The sequence below is a fragment of the [Mycobacterium] stephanolepidis genome, from assembly GCF_002356335.1.
Lineage (GTDB): Bacteria > Actinomycetota > Actinomycetes > Mycobacteriales > Mycobacteriaceae > Mycobacterium > Mycobacterium stephanolepidis.
Map to the genome: position 1 here is coordinate 1840841 of NZ_AP018165.1, position 16354 is coordinate 1857194.

The 16354-nt window shown below is 65.6% G+C and carries 18 protein-coding genes; 8 read left to right on the plus strand and 10 right to left on the minus strand.

The features are described from left to right. Window positions 1-43: 43 nt before the first annotated feature. Window positions 44-982, plus strand: coding sequence for an endonuclease/exonuclease/phosphatase family protein (locus MSTE_RS09200; RefSeq protein ID WP_162291609.1), 939 nt, complete (start codon window positions 44-46; stop codon window positions 980-982). On the opposite strand, the gene MSTE_RS09205 is transcribed toward MSTE_RS09200, so the two are convergent. The 4 genes from MSTE_RS09205 to glnA all read right to left on the minus strand — a co-directional run bounded on the left by MSTE_RS09205 (window position 969) and on the right by glnA (window position 4323). Continuing rightward, the gene (locus tag MSTE_RS09205) at window positions 969-1388 is read right to left on the minus strand and encodes a DoxX family protein (RefSeq protein ID WP_046253365.1); all 420 of its coding nucleotides are present in this window, start codon (window positions 1386-1388) and stop codon (window positions 969-971) included. The genes MSTE_RS09200 and MSTE_RS09205 overlap by 14 nt on opposite strands. Before the next feature lie 34 nt (window positions 1389-1422). Further along, window positions 1423-1833: a DoxX family protein gene (locus MSTE_RS09210; protein ID WP_030095427.1), complete on the minus strand. Its 411-nt coding sequence runs from the start codon at window positions 1831-1833 to the stop codon at window positions 1423-1425. Between the two features lie 38 nt (window positions 1834-1871). Continuing rightward, the gene (hchA, locus tag MSTE_RS09215) at window positions 1872-2750 is read right to left on the minus strand and encodes a glyoxalase III HchA (protein WP_096505649.1); all 879 of its coding nucleotides are present in this window, start codon (window positions 2748-2750) and stop codon (window positions 1872-1874) included. 136 nt (window positions 2751-2886) lie between these two features. Beyond that, complete coding sequence (gene glnA / locus MSTE_RS09220; RefSeq protein ID WP_096500648.1) at window positions 2887-4323, minus strand: type I glutamate--ammonia ligase; 1437 nt, start codon at window positions 4321-4323, stop codon at window positions 2887-2889. A 144-nt stretch (window positions 4324-4467) separates the two neighbouring features. Here glnA and MSTE_RS09225 point away from each other — a divergent pair, with 144 nt between their 5' ends. The 4 genes from MSTE_RS09225 to MSTE_RS09240 all read left to right on the plus strand — a co-directional run bounded on the left by MSTE_RS09225 (window position 4468) and on the right by MSTE_RS09240 (window position 8533). Then, window positions 4468-4932, plus strand: a complete 465-nt coding sequence (locus MSTE_RS09225; protein ID WP_096500650.1) for an RDD family protein — start codon at window positions 4468-4470, stop codon at window positions 4930-4932. Then, window positions 4933-6327 carry an MFS transporter gene (locus MSTE_RS09230; protein ID WP_096500652.1) on the plus strand — a complete coding sequence of 465 codons (1395 nt, stop codon included), beginning with the start codon at window positions 4933-4935 and terminating at the stop codon, window positions 6325-6327. 90 nt (window positions 6328-6417) lie between these two features. Beyond that, window positions 6418-7254 (plus strand): GNAT family N-acetyltransferase, encoded by an 837-nt coding sequence (locus MSTE_RS09235; RefSeq protein ID WP_096500654.1) that lies wholly within the window; start codon window positions 6418-6420, stop codon window positions 7252-7254. Between the two features lie 16 nt (window positions 7255-7270). After that, window positions 7271-8533 (plus strand): lysine N(6)-hydroxylase/L-ornithine N(5)-oxygenase family protein, encoded by a 1263-nt coding sequence (locus tag MSTE_RS09240; protein ID WP_162291396.1) that lies wholly within the window; start codon window positions 7271-7273, stop codon window positions 8531-8533. Here the strand turns inward: MSTE_RS09240 and MSTE_RS09245 are convergent. After that, window positions 8416-9060: a TetR/AcrR family transcriptional regulator gene (locus tag MSTE_RS09245; RefSeq protein WP_096500658.1), complete on the minus strand. Its 645-nt coding sequence runs from the start codon at window positions 9058-9060 to the stop codon at window positions 8416-8418. The genes MSTE_RS09240 and MSTE_RS09245 overlap by 118 nt on opposite strands. A 168-nt stretch (window positions 9061-9228) precedes the next feature. On the opposite strand from MSTE_RS09245, the gene MSTE_RS09250 reads away from it, so the two are divergent. Continuing rightward, window positions 9229-10443 (plus strand): cytochrome P450, encoded by a 1215-nt coding sequence (locus MSTE_RS09250; protein ID WP_096500660.1) that lies wholly within the window; start codon window positions 9229-9231, stop codon window positions 10441-10443. Here the strand turns inward: MSTE_RS09250 and MSTE_RS09255 are convergent. Genes MSTE_RS09255 through sucB form a run of 5 tightly spaced genes read right to left on the minus strand, consistent with a single transcriptional unit; the run spans window position 10440 to window position 15594 of the window. Continuing rightward, entirely contained in the window at window positions 10440-11189 is a 750-nt protein-coding gene (locus MSTE_RS09255; protein WP_096500662.1) for a DUF4191 domain-containing protein, read from the minus strand. The genes MSTE_RS09250 and MSTE_RS09255 overlap by 4 nt on opposite strands. Before the next feature lie 34 nt (window positions 11190-11223). After that, entirely contained in the window at window positions 11224-12213 is a 990-nt protein-coding gene (gene lipA / locus MSTE_RS09260; protein ID WP_030095437.1) for a lipoyl synthase, read from the minus strand. Continuing rightward, entirely contained in the window at window positions 12210-12929 is a 720-nt protein-coding gene (lipB, locus tag MSTE_RS09265) for a lipoyl(octanoyl) transferase LipB (protein ID WP_096500664.1), read from the minus strand. Before lipB ends, lipA begins: the two co-directional genes overlap by 4 nt. A 4-nt stretch (window positions 12930-12933) precedes the next feature. Then, window positions 12934-13836 carry a TIGR01777 family oxidoreductase gene (locus tag MSTE_RS09270; protein ID WP_070949797.1) on the minus strand — a complete coding sequence of 301 codons (903 nt, stop codon included), beginning with the start codon at window positions 13834-13836 and terminating at the stop codon, window positions 12934-12936. 3 nt (window positions 13837-13839) lie between these two features. Beyond that, window positions 13840-15594 carry a 2-oxoglutarate dehydrogenase, E2 component, dihydrolipoamide succinyltransferase gene (gene sucB / locus MSTE_RS09275; protein WP_096505651.1) on the minus strand — a complete coding sequence of 585 codons (1755 nt, stop codon included), beginning with the start codon at window positions 15592-15594 and terminating at the stop codon, window positions 13840-13842. Between the two features lie 135 nt (window positions 15595-15729). On the opposite strand from sucB, the gene MSTE_RS09280 reads away from it, so the two are divergent. Then, window positions 15730-15960: a DUF167 domain-containing protein gene (locus MSTE_RS09280; protein ID WP_096500666.1), complete on the plus strand. Its 231-nt coding sequence runs from the start codon at window positions 15730-15732 to the stop codon at window positions 15958-15960. A 48-nt stretch (window positions 15961-16008) separates the two neighbouring features. Beyond that, window positions 16009-16350 (plus strand): oxidoreductase, encoded by a 342-nt coding sequence (locus MSTE_RS09285; protein WP_096500668.1) that lies wholly within the window; start codon window positions 16009-16011, stop codon window positions 16348-16350. The last annotated feature ends 4 nt before the right edge of the window (window positions 16351-16354 follow it).

The following is a 16354-nucleotide window of genomic DNA, read 5'->3' on the forward strand; positions in this document are numbered from 1 at the left end:
AGTGCCATAAGGTACCGTCCCTGAGGTGCGTGGACGGACCGCCGTGGGGGCGTTGGGTTGGCTGCTGGCCGTCGTGGCGATCGTGGCGATCGTGTCGCGTTGGGCGCGATCCAGTTGGTCGCCCCTGATCGGGCTGACCGCCGGCTGGCCCGTCACCTGCCTGCTGATGATCCTGGGGCTGTTGCTGTTCCTTTCGATACGGCAGTGGTGGGGTGTGCTGACGGCCACCGTGGTGATCGCCTTGCAGGTGCTGGCCATCGCACCGCTGTACCTGGCCGATGCCCACCCGCAGGGGACAACCGTCACCGTGCTGCAGACCAATCTGCGTTTCGGTGTCGGCGATGCCGGGGCGGTGGTGGCCGCGATCCACGAGCACGATGTCGGCGTGGTGACGGTCGACGAGCTCACTCCCGAGGCGCGAGTGAAACTCGTTGCCGCGGGCATTGATTCAGTGCTCCCGTATTCGTACACCGTTGCCGAACCGAAGGCCGCGGGCACCGGTATCTGGAGCCGATATCCATTGACCCCGGTGCATCAGGATGACCAGAGCTTTGCCATGCGGCAGATCTGGGCCGAAGCCGAGATCCCCGGGGTGGGACCGGTGATGCTCGTCGCCGTGCACACCCGCCCGCCCGAGAAGGATATGAGTTCGCCGGGCTGGCTCACCGAGCTGGACACCATAGGCCGTCAGTTGCAGGCACTACGTCCGGACGTGAAAGTCATTGTTGGTGGTGACTTTAACGCTACTTACGATCACTTCGTGTTCCGGCAGATCCTCACCGGAGGTTTCGCCGACGCCGTGGATCAAGCCGGGGCCGGTTGGCTGCCGACATGGCGTGAGGGGCGCTGGTACACCCGGCTGATCGGGATCGATCACGTATTGACCCGCGGTGCCGCCGCCACCTCGGTGACTACCCAGGAGATCTACGGCACCGACCACCGGGCGCTCATCGCCACGGTGGTCGTGCCTAGCTCTTCTTGAGCGCCGCGTCGATCGACAGCGATCCACCGCCGGTGAACACCAGCAGGAGGAAGGCCCAGCAGAACAGGACGGCCAGTTCGCCGTTGTTCTCAATGGGAAGCAGCCCGGCGGACTGGTGCTGGGTGAAATACGCGAACGCCATCGTGCCGGAGGCCAGGAACGCCGCGATCCGGGTCCCGGCGCCGAACAGAATCGCGACACCGGTGAGGAACTCGATGGCACCCGCCCACCAGCCCAGCGACCACGACTCCACCGGGGGCATCGAGGCCAGGTCGGGCCAGCGGAACAAGATGGCGGTGCCGTGCACGGTGAACAGGAATCCGAAGACGATGCGGAACAACGACAGGACAACGGGCGTGGCGCCGTCGAGCTTGGCGACTGAGCTGGAAGTGCTGGAAGAGGCCATGGCCAGGATGCTAAACCAATTCTGGCGTAAGGACTTAGCGCTTAGCGCGGGTAATGAATCGGTCGAGTGACAGCGAGCCGCCGCCGGTGAACACCAGCAGGAGGAAGATCCAGCTGTAGAGAGCGGCGCCCTCGCCGTTGTTCTGGATCGGCAACAGCCCCTCGGGCTGGTGGTAGGTGAAGTAGGCGACCGCCATCGCACCGGATGACACGAACGCGGCGATCCGGGTGCCGAGTCCGAGGATGATCGCCGCTCCGCCAAGGAACTCGATGATGCCTGCCCACCAGGGCAGGGTGCCGACGGGCTGCAGGTACGAGGCGAGCGGCCACCCGAACAGGTGAGAGGTGCCGTGTAGGAAGAATAGGAACCCCACCACGATCCGGAATGCCGACAGGGCGACCGGCGTCAGGCCGGTGAGCTTGGTTTCGATATCAGCGAGTGCCATGCGCCTAACAATAGGACCATAGTCCGCTTTATTCCTGTTCAGCCGTCGATGACCGCGTTGACCAGGGTCTCTGCCGCCAGTAGGCCGAGGTTGTTGGACGCCAACGGGCTGTCGCCGGTGAGTAGCTTGCGGTCGGCGTGCGTCTGCCCGGTGATCCCGGTATTGAGGATCGTGACGCCCTGCTTGTGCAGATTCTCGCCGACAAGCCACGGCATTTGTCCTGGGATGTAGCCGATTTCGATGTTGACTCCGGTGTCCAGGCTGTCCGGGAACACACACAGGCTGTAGCCCTGAAAGGGTGATTCATCCCGGTCCAGGCCTGCGGCGAGCAGTGCGCCCGGGCCGTGGCAGAGGGTGATGATGTATTTGTCGTACTCCAGCGCCCAATCCAAGACCGTCCGGACCTCTTCACTGTCCGGTATGCCCAGAAGTACGCCGTGACCGCCGGGAATGAACACGGCGAGGTAGTCCGAGTCCGGGCCCAGACCGTCGGCGATGATTCGAGAGAGCTTCTGCGGTTTCTTCAGTTGTGCCGACAGCTCCGAGTAGGTGTTCAACACGGCCTCGTCCTCGCGCGGCATCGCCCAGAGCTCAAGTTTGGCCGGATTGCCGGACACCGTGGCGACGTCGATTCCGAAGCCCGCGGCCTTCAGGTGGTGCAGGGGCAGCAGCATCTCGACGGGATGGTTTCCGGTGGAGAACATCGTCCCGTTCTGCATGAGCATGTAGCGCTCTTCGGCGGCGATCATCAGGATCTTCCAGCGTCCACCGGTGTAGGCATTCTCATAACGAACGCCGGCGAAGTCTGTCGTGTACGGCACGTACTGGCTCAGTGAGTACGGGGACGGAAAGAATGCGTTGTCTTCGGCGGGGTCGGGGACTGGGGTCCTGCTCATTTCCTCGGCTGCGTTCGGCACGGATTCCACGCTCCTCGAAAAGTTAGACGGGACATCTACTTTCAACCTACGCCGGTCCATCGTATTCCGTGCCGCAAAAACGACAAGGCCCCCGGGAAGATCCCGGGGGCCTTGACGATGTGCGGATTACGCGGCTCTACACGTCGAAGTAGAGGGCTACCTCGTACGGATGAGGACGGATGTTGATCGGCTCGATCTCGTTCTCGCGCTTGAACGCGATCCAGGTCTCGATCAGATCGGAGGTGAAAACGCCACCCTCGGTGAGGTACTCGTGATCCTTCTCGAGGTTGTCGATCACGGCGGCCAGGTTGGTCGGGGCCTGCGGGATGTTGGCGGCCTCCTCCGGAGGCAGCTCGTACAGGTCCTTGTCGACGGGCGCCAGCGGCTCGATCTTGTTCTTGATGCCGTCGATGCCTGCCATCAGCATGGCCGCGAACGCCAGGTACGGGTTACCCGAGCTGTCCGGGCAGCGGAACTCGAGGCGCTTGGCCTTCGGGTTGTTGCCGGTGATCGGGATGCGCACGCACGCCGAGCGGTTGCGCTGGCTGTAGACCAGGTTGATCGGGGCCTCGTAGCCCGGCACCAGCCGCTTGTAGGAGTTCACCGTCGGGTTCGTGAACGCGAGCAGCGACGGGGCGTGGTGCAGGATGCCGCCGATGTAGTGGCGGGCCACGTCCGAGAGCCCGGCGTATCCGGCCTCATCGTGGAACAGCGGCTTGCCGTCCTTCCACAGGGACATGTGGGCGTGCATGCCCGATCCGTTGTCACCGAACAGCGGCTTGGGCATGAAGGTGACGGTCTTGCCGTTGGCCCACGCGGTGTTCTTGATGATGTATTTGAACAACAGCACGTCGTCGGCCGCGGCCAGCAGCGTGTTGAACTTGTAGTTGATCTCGGCCTGGCCGCCGGTGCCCACCTCGTGGTGACCGCGCTCCAGGGTGAATCCGGCGTTGATCAGGTTGGTGGTCATCTCGTCGCGCAGGTCGACGAAGTGGTCGTACGGGGCGACAGGGAAGTAGCCACCCTTGGGGCGCACCTTGTAGCCGCGGTTCGGGCTGCCGTCCTCCTCGTAAGGCTCGCCGGTGTTCCACCAGCCGGCCTCGGAGTCGATCTCGTAGAAGGTGCCGTTGATCTTCGAGTCGAAGCTGACCGAGTCGAAGATGTAGAACTCTGCCTCGGCGCCGAAGTAACAGGTGTCGGCGATGCCGGTGCTGGTCAGGTACTGCTCCGCCTTGCGGGCCACGTTGCGCGGGTCACGCGAGTAGGCCTCGCGGGTGAACGGGTCGTGGACGAAGAAGTTGACGTTCAGCGTCTTGGCGGCGCGGAACGGGTCGATCTTGGCCGTCGAGATATCGGGCAGCAGCAGCATGTCGGACTCGTGGATCGACTGGAATCCGCGCACGGACGATCCGTCGAAGCCGAGGCCGTCTTCGAAGACGCTGGCATCGAAAGCAGATGCGGGAATGGAGAAGTGCTGCACGACGCCCGGCAGGTCACAGAACCTGACGTCCACGTACTCGACCTTCTCGTCGGCAATGAACTTGAATACCTCGTCGGGGCTACTGAACGCCATGCTTCTCCTTGTTTTTTCCTCTTGGGTCCACTGAAACCATGACCGCGCGACTGAACCTATGAAGCCGGTGTTGCCCGCCGGTCAACCATATGTTGCGCGGATGTTACGCGTAACCACGGTTCGGTTGGCATTTACGCTGTGAGTATGGCGCGAGACCTGGGTTCATGGTTGTCGGGGCTTGGTTCGGTGCAGGGCGCGGGCAACTCTCGGTACCCGGGAGAGCAGCTCGGCCTGCCCGAGGCCGGGCCCGGATCGGCGGCACCGATGTCGCGGCGGCTACTGGCGCTGCTGCTCGACTGGCTGATCGCAGGCGGGCTGGCGCTGCTGTTCGTCAAGGGAAACCTCTTGTCGCCCACCCTGTCCTCGGCCCAGCTGCTGACCTGGATCGCTATCGGCACGGTCGCGGTGCGGCTGTGGAGGTTCACTCCGGGCCAGTATCTGTCGGGCCTGCAGGTCGCGCCCGCCGACGGGACCAGCTCGGTGGGCATCGGCCGCGCGTTTGTCAGGAATCTCCTGATCGCCCTGATCGTGCCGCCGCTCATCACCGATGTTGACGGCCGTGGTCTGCACGACCGGGCGACCCGCACCGTCGTGATTCGTTCCCGCTAGATGATCCTGCTCGCCGTCTGCATGGCGGTGTTCATGCTGCTGCTCGACATGACGATCGTGTCGAGTGCACTCGCCGACCTGCAGCTTTCTTTGGGCGCCGACCTCGCGGATCTGCAATGGGTGATCGACGCCTACGCGCTGCCGATGGCAGGGCTGCTGCTGACGGCTGCCACCCTTGGCGATCGCCTGGGCCGCCGACGGCTCTACCTGCTGGGCATTGTGCTGTTCACCGCGGCCTCACTGGGCTGTGCGCTTTCGACCAGCGCGCCCATGCTGATCGGGGTGCGGGCCCTGCAGGGCATCGGCGGAGCGATCCTGCTGGCGGTATCGCTGCCGATCATCGCCGCGGCGTATCCGCAGGAGCGCCGCGGCGCCCCCATCGCGATCTACGGCGCGGTGATGGGTGCGGGCAGCGCCGCCGGCCCACTGCTGGGCGGATTCCTCGTCACACATTTCGGATGGCAGTCGATCTTCCTGGTCAACCTTCCGGTCGGTGTGCTCGCGCTGGTGATCGCGGTGCGGCACCTGCCCGAGACCCGAGCCGACGAGGTGCGGCCGGTCGACTGGGTAGGCACGGTGCTGCTCACCTTCGGGCTGGTTACCGGCGTTTTCTCGGTGATCTCCCTGCACGACGGCGGAATTGGGGGCCGCACGTCCGGTGCGCTGGCCATCGTTGCGGTGCTGGCCCTCGCGCTGTTCTTCTGGTGGGAGGGGCGTGCTCCCGCGCCCATGCTGAGCCTGCGGCTGGCCACCTCACCCGGTTTCGCCGGGGTCTGGGTTGCCGCCGCCGCGGCCTCCGGCACGCTCATCGCGGCCACCAACTATCTGGCCTTGTACTTCATGAACACATTGGGTTACAACGCATTTGAGACAGGTCTGCGTGCCGGACCACTCACACTCGCCACCATCGTGGGAGCCCCGTTGGGCATTCTGGCGGGCAGGCGACTGCCCACCAGGATTGCCATTCCAGGCGGCGTGGCGCTGGTGGCCGTCGGGTTATGGGCCGCGTCGGGCGCTCATGCCGATACGGTCTGGACCCATTTCATTGTCGGCTCGGCATTGGCTGGGTTGGGGCTGGGCGCGCTCTCGGCGATGACATCCGATGCCGCACTGCAGTTCGTGCCATTGGATGACGCCGGGATGGCGACCGGGTCGGTGAGTACGGGGCGCCAGATCGGCATCCTCCTGGGCGTGGCGGGCATGGGCGTGGCATTCGGACATGCCGCCGCCGGGAAGACCGATGCCCGGGCCGCGGGCGCCGCGGGCATCGACAGCGTGCTGTTGCTGGGGGCGGTCGGGGCGGCCTGCGCCGCGTTCATTTCGCTGATTCTGCTCACTGTCGCTACGATGAGTCGCTCGCACGATCCGGCCACCGGAGAGTCGCTAGCTATCTAGCCATCGGTGATCGCGCCTGCCTGCACGGATGCCCACAGGGATTTGTGCATAGCGGTCGTACGCCGTAGACAGAGGGAGTAGCTTTCGATCATGGAGAGCGCGGCGGTTCTCATCGCGGCGCCCGGTGTCGGTTCCGATCGGGGGACGGACGCGAACCCGCGGCCGCGGTACAGCATTGTCTTGTCGTCAGATCCGGCTGAAGTTGAAGCCGCACAACGACTTCGGTATCAGGCGTTCGCCGACGAAATGGGTGCGCCACTGCCGCATGCCGTTCGGGGGCCGATCACGGGCGAGATGATCGACGTGGACAAGTTGGATCCCTATTGCGACCACCTGCTGGCTCGCGACGAGGACACCGGCGCCATCATCGGCTGTTGTCGACTACTGCCGCCCGAGGGATATCAGGCGGCGGGGGAGACGTTCACCGACTCCATGTTCGATGCGGCGGCACTCGACCCGCTGCGGCCCAAACTGGTTGAGATCGGCCGAGTTACTGTCGCGCCCGAACATCGCAATGGCGCGGTCATGGGGATCTTGTGGGCCGGGATCTTCCGGTACCAGCAGATGACCGAGCACCAGTACGCGATCGGCTGCCTGTCTGTCCGGATGGAGGACGGCGGGCCGCGCGGATCGCTGGTGCGCTCGGTACATGACTTCGCGCAACGGTTTGCCGCCCCCGACGAATATCGTGTCGTGCCCAGAAACCCCGTCGTTGTGGACGGCGTGCCACTGGAGGAGATCCCGCCTCAAGAGAAGGCGAAGATCCCGCCGCTGCTGCACGGATGCCTGCGCATCGGCGGACGTATCTGTGGACCGCCGTCCTTCGACCCGGAGTTCGACATGGCGGACTTTTTGGTATTGGTCACCAAGGACACTGCACGGCAACGCTATCTGGAGCGTCTGGAGCGGTCCCTTGCTCTCGGATAGTCATACTTCTCACGATGTGCTCGGGATCGGATTCGGGCCGTCGAACCTGGCGCTGGCGATAGCGCTCTCCGAACATCCGCATCGGGCATCGGCGAAGTTCGTTGATGCCCAGTCACAATTCGGGTGGCATCGCGGCATGCTCATCCCGGGTGCGCGGATGCAGGTCGCCTTCCTCAAAGACTTGGTGACCTTGCGAAACCCCAAGAGTCACTACACTTTTGTCAACTATCTGACAGAGCGCGGGCGGCTGCCGGACTTCATCAACCAGCAGAGTTTCTTCCCGACCCGGGAAGAATTCCACGACTACCTGGATTGGGCGCAGCAGGCGCTCGGGGCGGATGTCGTCTACTCCTCACGGATGGTCGGAGTTCGGGCGGCCGCCGACGGGTTCGAGGTGCGGCTGCAGGACACCTCGGGATCATCGCCGGACCGTCTGACGCACGCGCGGGCTCTTGTTCTCGGCTGCGGAACATTTCCGGCGATGCCGGCCGGAATCAATCCGACCGCACGGCAATGGCACAGCGGCGAGCTGTTGCACCGGCTCGGCACGTGGGACGGCGCTCCGGCCCGAGTCGCGGTGGTGGGTGCCGGGCAGAGCGCGGCGGAGGCGGTGGCGTATCTGCACGCCCGCTACCCCGATGCCCAGGTGCATGCAATTTTTGCGCGTTACGGATATAGCCCGGCCGATGACAGCCCCTATGCGAACAGGATTTTCGATCCGGCCGCGGTGGACGACTTCTATGGTGCACCTGCCGAGATCCGTCGCCAACTGGTCGACTATCACCGCGACACCAACTACGCGGCAGTCGATTCTCCGCTGATCGCCGATCTGTATGACCGCGAGTATCGGGAACGGGTCAGCGGGCAGCGGCGACTGTGGATGCACAACGCCTCGAAGATCGCTGCCGTGGACGAGGCGCCGGAACGGGTACGCCTGGCCGTGACACATCAGCCGACCTCCTCGACCGAGCTGCTTGACTGCGATTTGGTGGTGTACGCCACCGGATACCGGCCGTTGGATGTGCGGGCATTCCTGGGGCCGCTGGCTTCGTGCTACGAATTCGACGCGGATGGTCGGCCGGTGGTCGAACGCGACTACCGGCTACGGGCGCGGGCAGGTGCCCCGGGTGACGTCTATCTCAACGGGTCGGTGGAGCACAGTCACGGACTGTCGTCCTCGCTGCTGTCCAATGTCGCGGTGCGGGCCGGCGAGATCGTGGATTCGCTGGTGGCCGAGGCGGAGACTCGTGACGCGGTGGCGTCCTTCAAGACCGGGTAGACGAAGCGCTCGATCATCTCGGCTTCCAGCGCTGCGTCTGTTGCGGGCCAGAACAGGAATGCCATCACCACACGCGAAATCCATTGCGCGGCAGTGTCGTCAGCGAGTCCGGTGAACATTGAGGCTGAACGTGGAATTTCGGAGGTCGGGCTCAGGTAGGAGCCGAGCGAGGCCGGGGACATCGTCGCCACCATCGCGCTGACAATCGGGTCGTTGCGGATGGCGGTCAACGACGCGGTGATGGCGGTGACCGCACGCCGCTGCGCGTCCGCGGACTCGACCGCCCGCTGAATGTCGGCGGTGACATTCGCGATGTTCCGGGCCAACACGGCGTCGACAATCGCCGCCTTGCCTCCGATGTGCCGATACAGCGTCGCTCGCGAACATCCCGCCTCGCGGGCCACCGCATCGAGGTTCAGCCGGTCCAGCCCGTGCCGTGCGATCTGCCGGGCCGCGACCGACACAATGCGATCGGCGGCCGCGGCATGGCGGTCGCCGGGGTGCAGCCAGTCTGAGCGGCGTGACATCGGTTCCTCAATCTATCTCAAGGTGAGACATAACTGCTCAATATTCTCACCGTATCTGCTGGTGGGGCAGTTGCTGTGAGACGCCGCAGATCATCGCTCTGAGCAGGTGTTTCTCAGTTTTGCGAATGCCTTGACGTGCGGTTTTCCGGTCTGTCAGCCTCGTGGGTGATGAGCACCGTGGAATTGTTCGACCCGCAGATCCTGGAGGATCCCTATCCGTTCTATCGGCGGCTGCGTGAGACGGCGCCGGTGTGGCAGGCAGGGGACTCCGGCTTCTACTTCGTCTCGCGCTGGGATCTTGTGGTGGAGGCCACCGAGCGCATCGAGGACTTCTCCTCCAACCTCACGGCCGCGCTGATGAAATCTCAGGACTGCGAGACAGGGCTGACGGTCGCGGCGATGGGACCACCCGCCGATCCCACCCACGTCCTGGCCACCGGCGACGACCCGGTCCATCATGCGCATCGCAAACTGGTGCTCCCGACATTGGTCGCCAAGCGGATCACCGCACTGGAACCGGTGATGGCCGAGACCGCAGCCCGGTTGTGGGAACGCGGATGCGACGGTCAGAGCATCGACTGGATGGCCGCGATGGGCGATGCCCTGCCGATGACCATGGTGGCCCGGCTGATCGGCCTGCCCGAAGGGGACGTGCCGCAACTGGTGCAGTGGGGATACTCCAGTACCGAGATGCTCGGCGGGCTCAACACCCCGCAGCGGCAGGCTCAAGTCGTCACCGACACCATGTACCTCATTCTCTACCTGCGTGAACATCTGGAGAAGGAGCTGGCCGCACCCGGAGAGGACCTGCTCGGATACCTGGCAATGGCGTGCAATCGAGCAGACATCTCGCTGGACATCGGTGTGATGATCCTGGTGCAGTTGGTCGGCGCCGGCGGCGAATCCACCGCCGGACTGATGGGCAACGCGGTGCGCGTTCTCGGAGAGAATCCCGAACTGCAGCAGCGCATCCGGGCCGACCGCGCCCTGTTGCCCACGTTCCTGGAAGAGGTGCTGCGGCTGGAGTCACCGTTCCGCGGGCATCACCGCCACGTGGTGGCCGACACCTCGCTAGGCGGGGTCCAGCTGCCCGCGGGCAGCCACCTCACCCTGCTATGGGGTGCGGCCAACCGAGATCCGGCGATCTTCGAAAACCCCGACGACCTGCGTCTCGGCCGGCCCAGCCCCCGCAGTCACATCACTTTCGGCAAGGGCCTGCACTTCTGCGTCGGGGCGGCACTGGCGCGCCTGGAGGCCCGTACCGCGATCAATCTGCTGCTCGACCGGACGCGTGAATTCACGATCAAACCCGGTGGTGCGCAGTGGGTTCCGAGCATCATGGTGCGTCGACACCAGAAACTGGAGTTGGAGCTCGGGATCTAACGTCGCCTGATGGTGCGCTGCATTCCACCGCGCGACTTCGCCTGACCGGGCATCGGCCCCTTCGGCATGGCCGCGGCGCGCGAACCCAGCGCCGAGAGCCGCGACTCCAGGGAGTCCATCTGCTTGGCGGTGATGTTGGCGGGAAGCTTGGTGAGGTGGCGCTCCAGCTTGGACAGCGGCACCTGACCATCCTCGTTGCCGACGATGACGTCGTAGATCGGCGTATCGCCGACGACACGTGCGGTGCGCTTCTTCTCCTGCGCCAAGAGCGGGCCCAGCCGTCCGGGAGCACCTTCGGCGACGAAGATGATGCCGGGCCGGCCGATGACTCGGTGCACGACATCGAGCTGAGTCGTTCCGGCGACGGCCGTGGTGACCCGCCATTTACCGCGCATGTTGTCCAGCGCCCAGCCTGCGGCGCCCTTCTGGCCCTCGGCCTTGGTGAACACCGATTTCTGCACGCGCCGGCCGAAGATGATGAACGCGACCAGCACGCCGAGCACCACGCCCAGGATCGGGAACATGAACACGCTGATCCCGCCCGAGAAGTACCCGGCGACCGCGAATGCCGCGACGATCAGCACGAACGCGCCGATCATGTACGGCAGAAGCCGCTTGTCTTCCTTGCGCTGAATCTGAAAGGCCTGCCACATCTGGCCGCGGCGCGCCTTCGATTCGGCCTTGCGGCGCGCCTTTGCCTCGGCCTTGGCGGCTTTGGCCTCGGCGGGACTCAGTGATTTAGGCATGGCTAGAGAATATCGCCCGGTCGCAACGTGCTTGTCATCCGATGAGGTTGATGGCCTCTTGCCGGGCCGAACCCGCCTCCGTCAGGTGCTCCAGCTCGGCGGGCAAGGGTCGTCCGTGGTGGGCCATCGCCTGTGCGTACAGCCGCCCGGCCCGGTACGAGGAACGCACCAGCGGCCCGGCCATCACACCGGCGAAACCCAGACCCTCCGCGAACTCGGAAAGTTCCACGAATTCCTGCGGTTTGACCCAGCGATCAACCGGATGGTGCCGCGGTGAGGGCCGCAGATATTGGGTGATGGTGATGATGTCGCAGCCCGCCTCGTGCAGCGCGACCAGAGCTTCACGAATCTCGTCGTTGGTTTCGCCCATTCCGAGAATCAGGTTGCTCTTGGTCACCAGCTCCGCTTCGCGGGCGGCGGTGATCACCGACAGGCTTCGCTCATAGCTGAATGCGGGCCGGATGCGGCGGAACACCCGCGGCACCGTCTCCAGGTTGTGCGCCAGCACCTCGGGGCGGGATGCGAACACCTCTTCCAGCTGCTCCGGGACGGCGTTGAAGTCCGGGATGAGCAGCTCGACACCCGTTGCCGGGTTGAGTTGCTTGATGTACCGCACGGTCTCGGCGTACAGCCAGGCGCCGCCGTCGGGCAGGTCGTCCCGGGCCACCCCGGTGACCGTCGAGTACCGCAGGCCCATGGTGTGCACGCTCTCGGCCACCCGGCGAGGCTCGTCGCGGTCGAGGTCGGCGGGCTTACCGGTGTCGATCTGGCAGAAATCGCAGCGGCGGGTGCACTGCTCGCCGCCGATGAGGAAGGTGGCCTCGCGGTCCTCCCAGCATTCGAAGATGTTGGGGCATCCGGCTTCCTCGCACACGGTGTGCAGCCCACCCGAGCGCACCAGCGACTTGAGTTCCTTGTACTCGGGACCCATCTTGGCGCGGGTGCGAATCCAGTCGGGCTTGCGCTCGATGGGGGTTTGGGCGTTGCGAACTTCCAGTCGCAGCAGCTTGCGGGGTTCGGTCATGCGCCCACCGCTCCTGCGTTGCTGCCGCCCGCCGCCCCGACGACCAAGCGGCCCTCGAGCGCGTCGATTACCGAGGAAATGACCCGGTCATGCACCTCGTCGATGGTGACATCCCGGCCCAGTTCGGCGGACAGGGTGGTTACACCGGCGTCGGTGATGCCGCAGGCCACGATCGGCAGGTAGGCATCCAGGCTGTTGTTGCAGTTCAGCGAGAACCCGTGCATGGTGACCCCGCGCTGCACACGGACCCCGATCGCGGCGATCTTGCGCTCCGGTTTCCCACCGCCCGCGGCCAGCCACACACCGGAGCGGCCATCGACGCGTTTAGTCTGCACGCCCAGCTGTGCGCATACCGCGATGATCGATTCTTCAAGACGCCGAACGTAGTTCACGACGTCGATGGGCTCGGCCAATCGCACGATCGGGTAGCCGACCAGCTGGCCGGGTCCGTGCCAGGTGATCTTGCCGCCGCGATCGGTGTCGATGACGGGTGCGCCGTTGATCGGTCGTTCCTGCGCTTCGGTGCGCCGGCCGGCGGTGTACACCGCCGGATGCTGAAGGGTCAGCAGCGTGTCGGGTCCTCCGGCGACGCGGGCCTCGACGATGTCGCGCTGCAGCTCCCAGGCCGCCTCATAGTCGATCATGCCCAGGTCCCGTACCACGACGGGATCTGCGCTGGATCGGATGGATCCATGAGAGCGGTGCACGGGTTCCATTATCTCACTTCATCGGTCGACTGTTGTTGGCGTAGGCGAGCGCCTCGCCGATGGTGTGGTGCTCGAACTCGAATCCGTGCTGTTCCAGGACGGCGGGGATGACGCGCATGCTGCGCGTCATTTCGGCGTCGGCGAACTCGCCGAGGACGGCCCGCAGCGCGAATTGGGGCGCTACCAGCAGGGTCGGGCGATGCAGAGTCCTGCCGAGGGCCGCAGTGAACTCGGCATTGGTCACCGGTGCCGGGCCGGTCAGATTGACCGGCCCCGAGAGCGTCGATTCGGTCAGTGTGAACTCAAGGGCCCGGATCTGGTCCTCGAGGCTGATCCACGGCATGTACCAGCGTCCGTTGCCCAGCCGTGCACCCAGACCCGCGGCGAAAAGCGGGCGTGATCTGCCGAAGAGCCCTCCGGCGGGGGAGAGCACCAGGCCGGTGCGCACGATCACCACCCTGGTTCCGGCTTGCACGGCCTCCTCGGTGGCGGCCTCCCAGTCGATACACACGCGTGCGAGGAAACCGGTACCGCTGGATGCGGTTTCGTCGATGACGCGGTCTCCGCTGTCGCCGTAGTAGCCGACCGCGGAGGCGTTGATCAACACCGGCACACCGGCATCGGCAACGGCGCCGGCCAGCACCTCTGTGGGGATGATGCGGCTGTCGTAAATCTCCTGCTTGTAGGCGCCCGACCACCGTTTGTCGCCGACACCGACACCACACATGTTGACGACGGCATCGGCGCCTTCGAGAGCACCGGGCTCTATCTGCCCGCTCGCCGGATCCCAGCGCTGTTCGTCGGGGCCCATCGGGTCGCGGCGAACCAGCCGGACCACGGTGTGGTCTGCGGCACGCAGCGACGCGACGAGCGCCGACCCGATCATCCCCGAGGAGCCGGCGATGACGACACGCATGGGTTACAGACCCAGGTCCGCCTCGAAAGCCCCCTCTTCCAGGCGATGTTTGATGGTGGTGAGGAACCGCCCCGCGTCGGCTCCGTCGATCAGGCGGTGATCGTAGGTCAGCGGCAGGTAGCACACCGACCGGATGCCGATCGATTCGTTGCCCGCGTCGTCACGGATCACCCTGGGACGCTTCACGATTGCGCCGGTACCGAGCATGGCGGCCTGCGGCGGCACCAGGATCGGGGTGTCGAACAACGCGCCTTGGCTGCCGATGTTGGTGATGGTGAAGGTGCCACCGGCGAGCTCGTCGGGCTTGAGATTCCCCGAGCGTGCGCGGGTGGCGATATCGGCGATGGCCCGGGCCAGCCCGGCCAGTGACAGGTCACCGGCGTTGTGGATGACCGGAGACAGCAGACCTTGATCGGTGTCTACCGCGATGCCCAGATGCTCGGCATCGAAGTAGGTGATCTCCTTGCTGTCCTCGTTGTAGCTCGCGTTGACGTTCGGGTGCGACTTGAGCGCCTCCACCGCGGCCTTGGCGAAGAAGGGCAGGAACGTCAGGTTGACGCCCTCGCGCTCGGCGAAGGTCGCCTTGGCGCGCGCCCGTAGCGCCGCGATCTTGGTGACGTCGACCTCGTGGGTCTGCGTCAACTGCGCGGTCTGCTGCAGCGATTCGCGTGTCTTCTTGGCGGTGAGCTGACGAATCCGGTTGGCCTTCTGCGTGGTTCCGCGCAGATGGGCCAGCGCGGCAGGAGCCGCCGGGGCCGACGGCGCAGCAGCCGCGGGAGCTGCCGCTGCTGCGGGTGCGGGGGCCTTGGCCGCCTCTGCGGCAGCCAGGACGTCCTGCTTGCGAATGCGTCCACCCACGCCGCTGCCGGTCAGCGCGGACAGATCCACGTTGTTCTCGGCCGCGAGCTTGCGCACCAGCGGCGTGACGTACGGGTTATCGCCCGCGTCGGCGGCAGCCGCAGCAGGCGCGGGAGCGGCCGGTGCAGGGGCGGGTGCGGCGGGAGCGGCCGGTGCCGGTGCTGCAGGCGCGGGTGTCGGCGCTGCGGGGGCCGCAGGGGCCGGTGCGGGCGCCGGGGGTGCGGGCGGAGCTGCCGGAGCTGCTGCGGGCTCGGGTGTGGGTGCGGGTGCCGCTGCGGGAGCGGCACCGGCCGCACCGATGACGCCGAGTTCGCCACCGACAGCGACGGTGTCGTCTTCGTTGGCCGAGATGCTCAGCAGCACACCGGCGACCGGCGACGGAATCTCGGTGTCGACCTTGTCGGTCGACACCTCGACGAGCGGCTCATCCACGCCGACCTCGTCGCCGACCTTCTTGAGCCAGCGGGTCACGGTGCCCTCGGTGACGGACTCGCCGAGCTCGGGCATCGTGACCGAGGTGCCGGGGCCCGCCGGAGCGGCCGCGGCCGGTTCCGGTGTGGGAGCAGGTGCGGGTTCCGGTTCGGGCTCCGGCTCGGGTGCGGGCTCGGGAGCCGGCGCGGCGGCCTCGGGGGCGGGCGTGGACTCCGCGGGTGCTGCTTCGCCGGCCTCGCTGATCACGCCCAGCTCGCCACCGATTTCGACGGTGTCATCCTCGCGGGCAACGATCTTGGTCAGCACACCCGAAGTGGGAGCGGGGATCTCGGTGTCCACCTTGTCGGTGGAAACCTCAAGCAGCGGCTCGTCGACTTGGACCGTGTCGCCCTCTTGTTTGAGCCACCGTGTCACCGTCCCTTCGGTCACGCTCTCACCGAGGGCGGGCATCTGGACGGAGAAGGCCATGGTTTCCACTCCTGAAAAGGTTCCGATAGCGGCTCACACAACGTGGACATATCTGGCTTACCACAGCGACGTGGACAGCGGGTCAATCCTGTCACTGACTGGAACGGCGCGCCTGCCCGGGTCCAAGATCGGAGGGTGAGCGAGCGCACGGTCGTCTGCGTCATCAAGCCCGGCAGTCGCAAGGGGCCCGCCGTCGAGGTTGCCGACGACGGTGCCCTCACCCTGTTCGTGCGGGAGCCGGCCATCGACGGCAAAGCCAACAAGGCCGCGCTCGCTTTGCTTGCCGAGCACTTGGGCGTCCCGAAGTCGGCGGTGCGGCTCGTTGCCGGTCAGACCAGCAGACTGAAGCGATTCACTGTGGGGTGACCGGTGGGATTACAGCCTGTTCTCAGAATTAGCTGGCACCATGGTCCAATGGCATGGATCGACGCCTTCCGAAGCAAGCGCGAGGGCCGGACCACACAGGGCAACAACGACGACCTGCGCTACCTGGCGAATTGGGCCGCGGCGCGCACGGGCGTGGAGGCCTACGTCGAGCCGCAGACCAACTTCTCGGACGTCACCGTGATTCTCATCGCAGGTGACGGCGAGTGGACCCGTCGACGTGTCGGTGGGGTGGCGGGCGCGCGCCGAATCTCCGAGCGACTCAAGATCCCGGTGTACGACGTGCATCGCACGGGATACCCGCAACGCAAGCGTGATTACGACGCCCGGCAGAAAATCCTGAAGCGCAGGGCAGCCGAGGAAGGCGCCTAGTCGG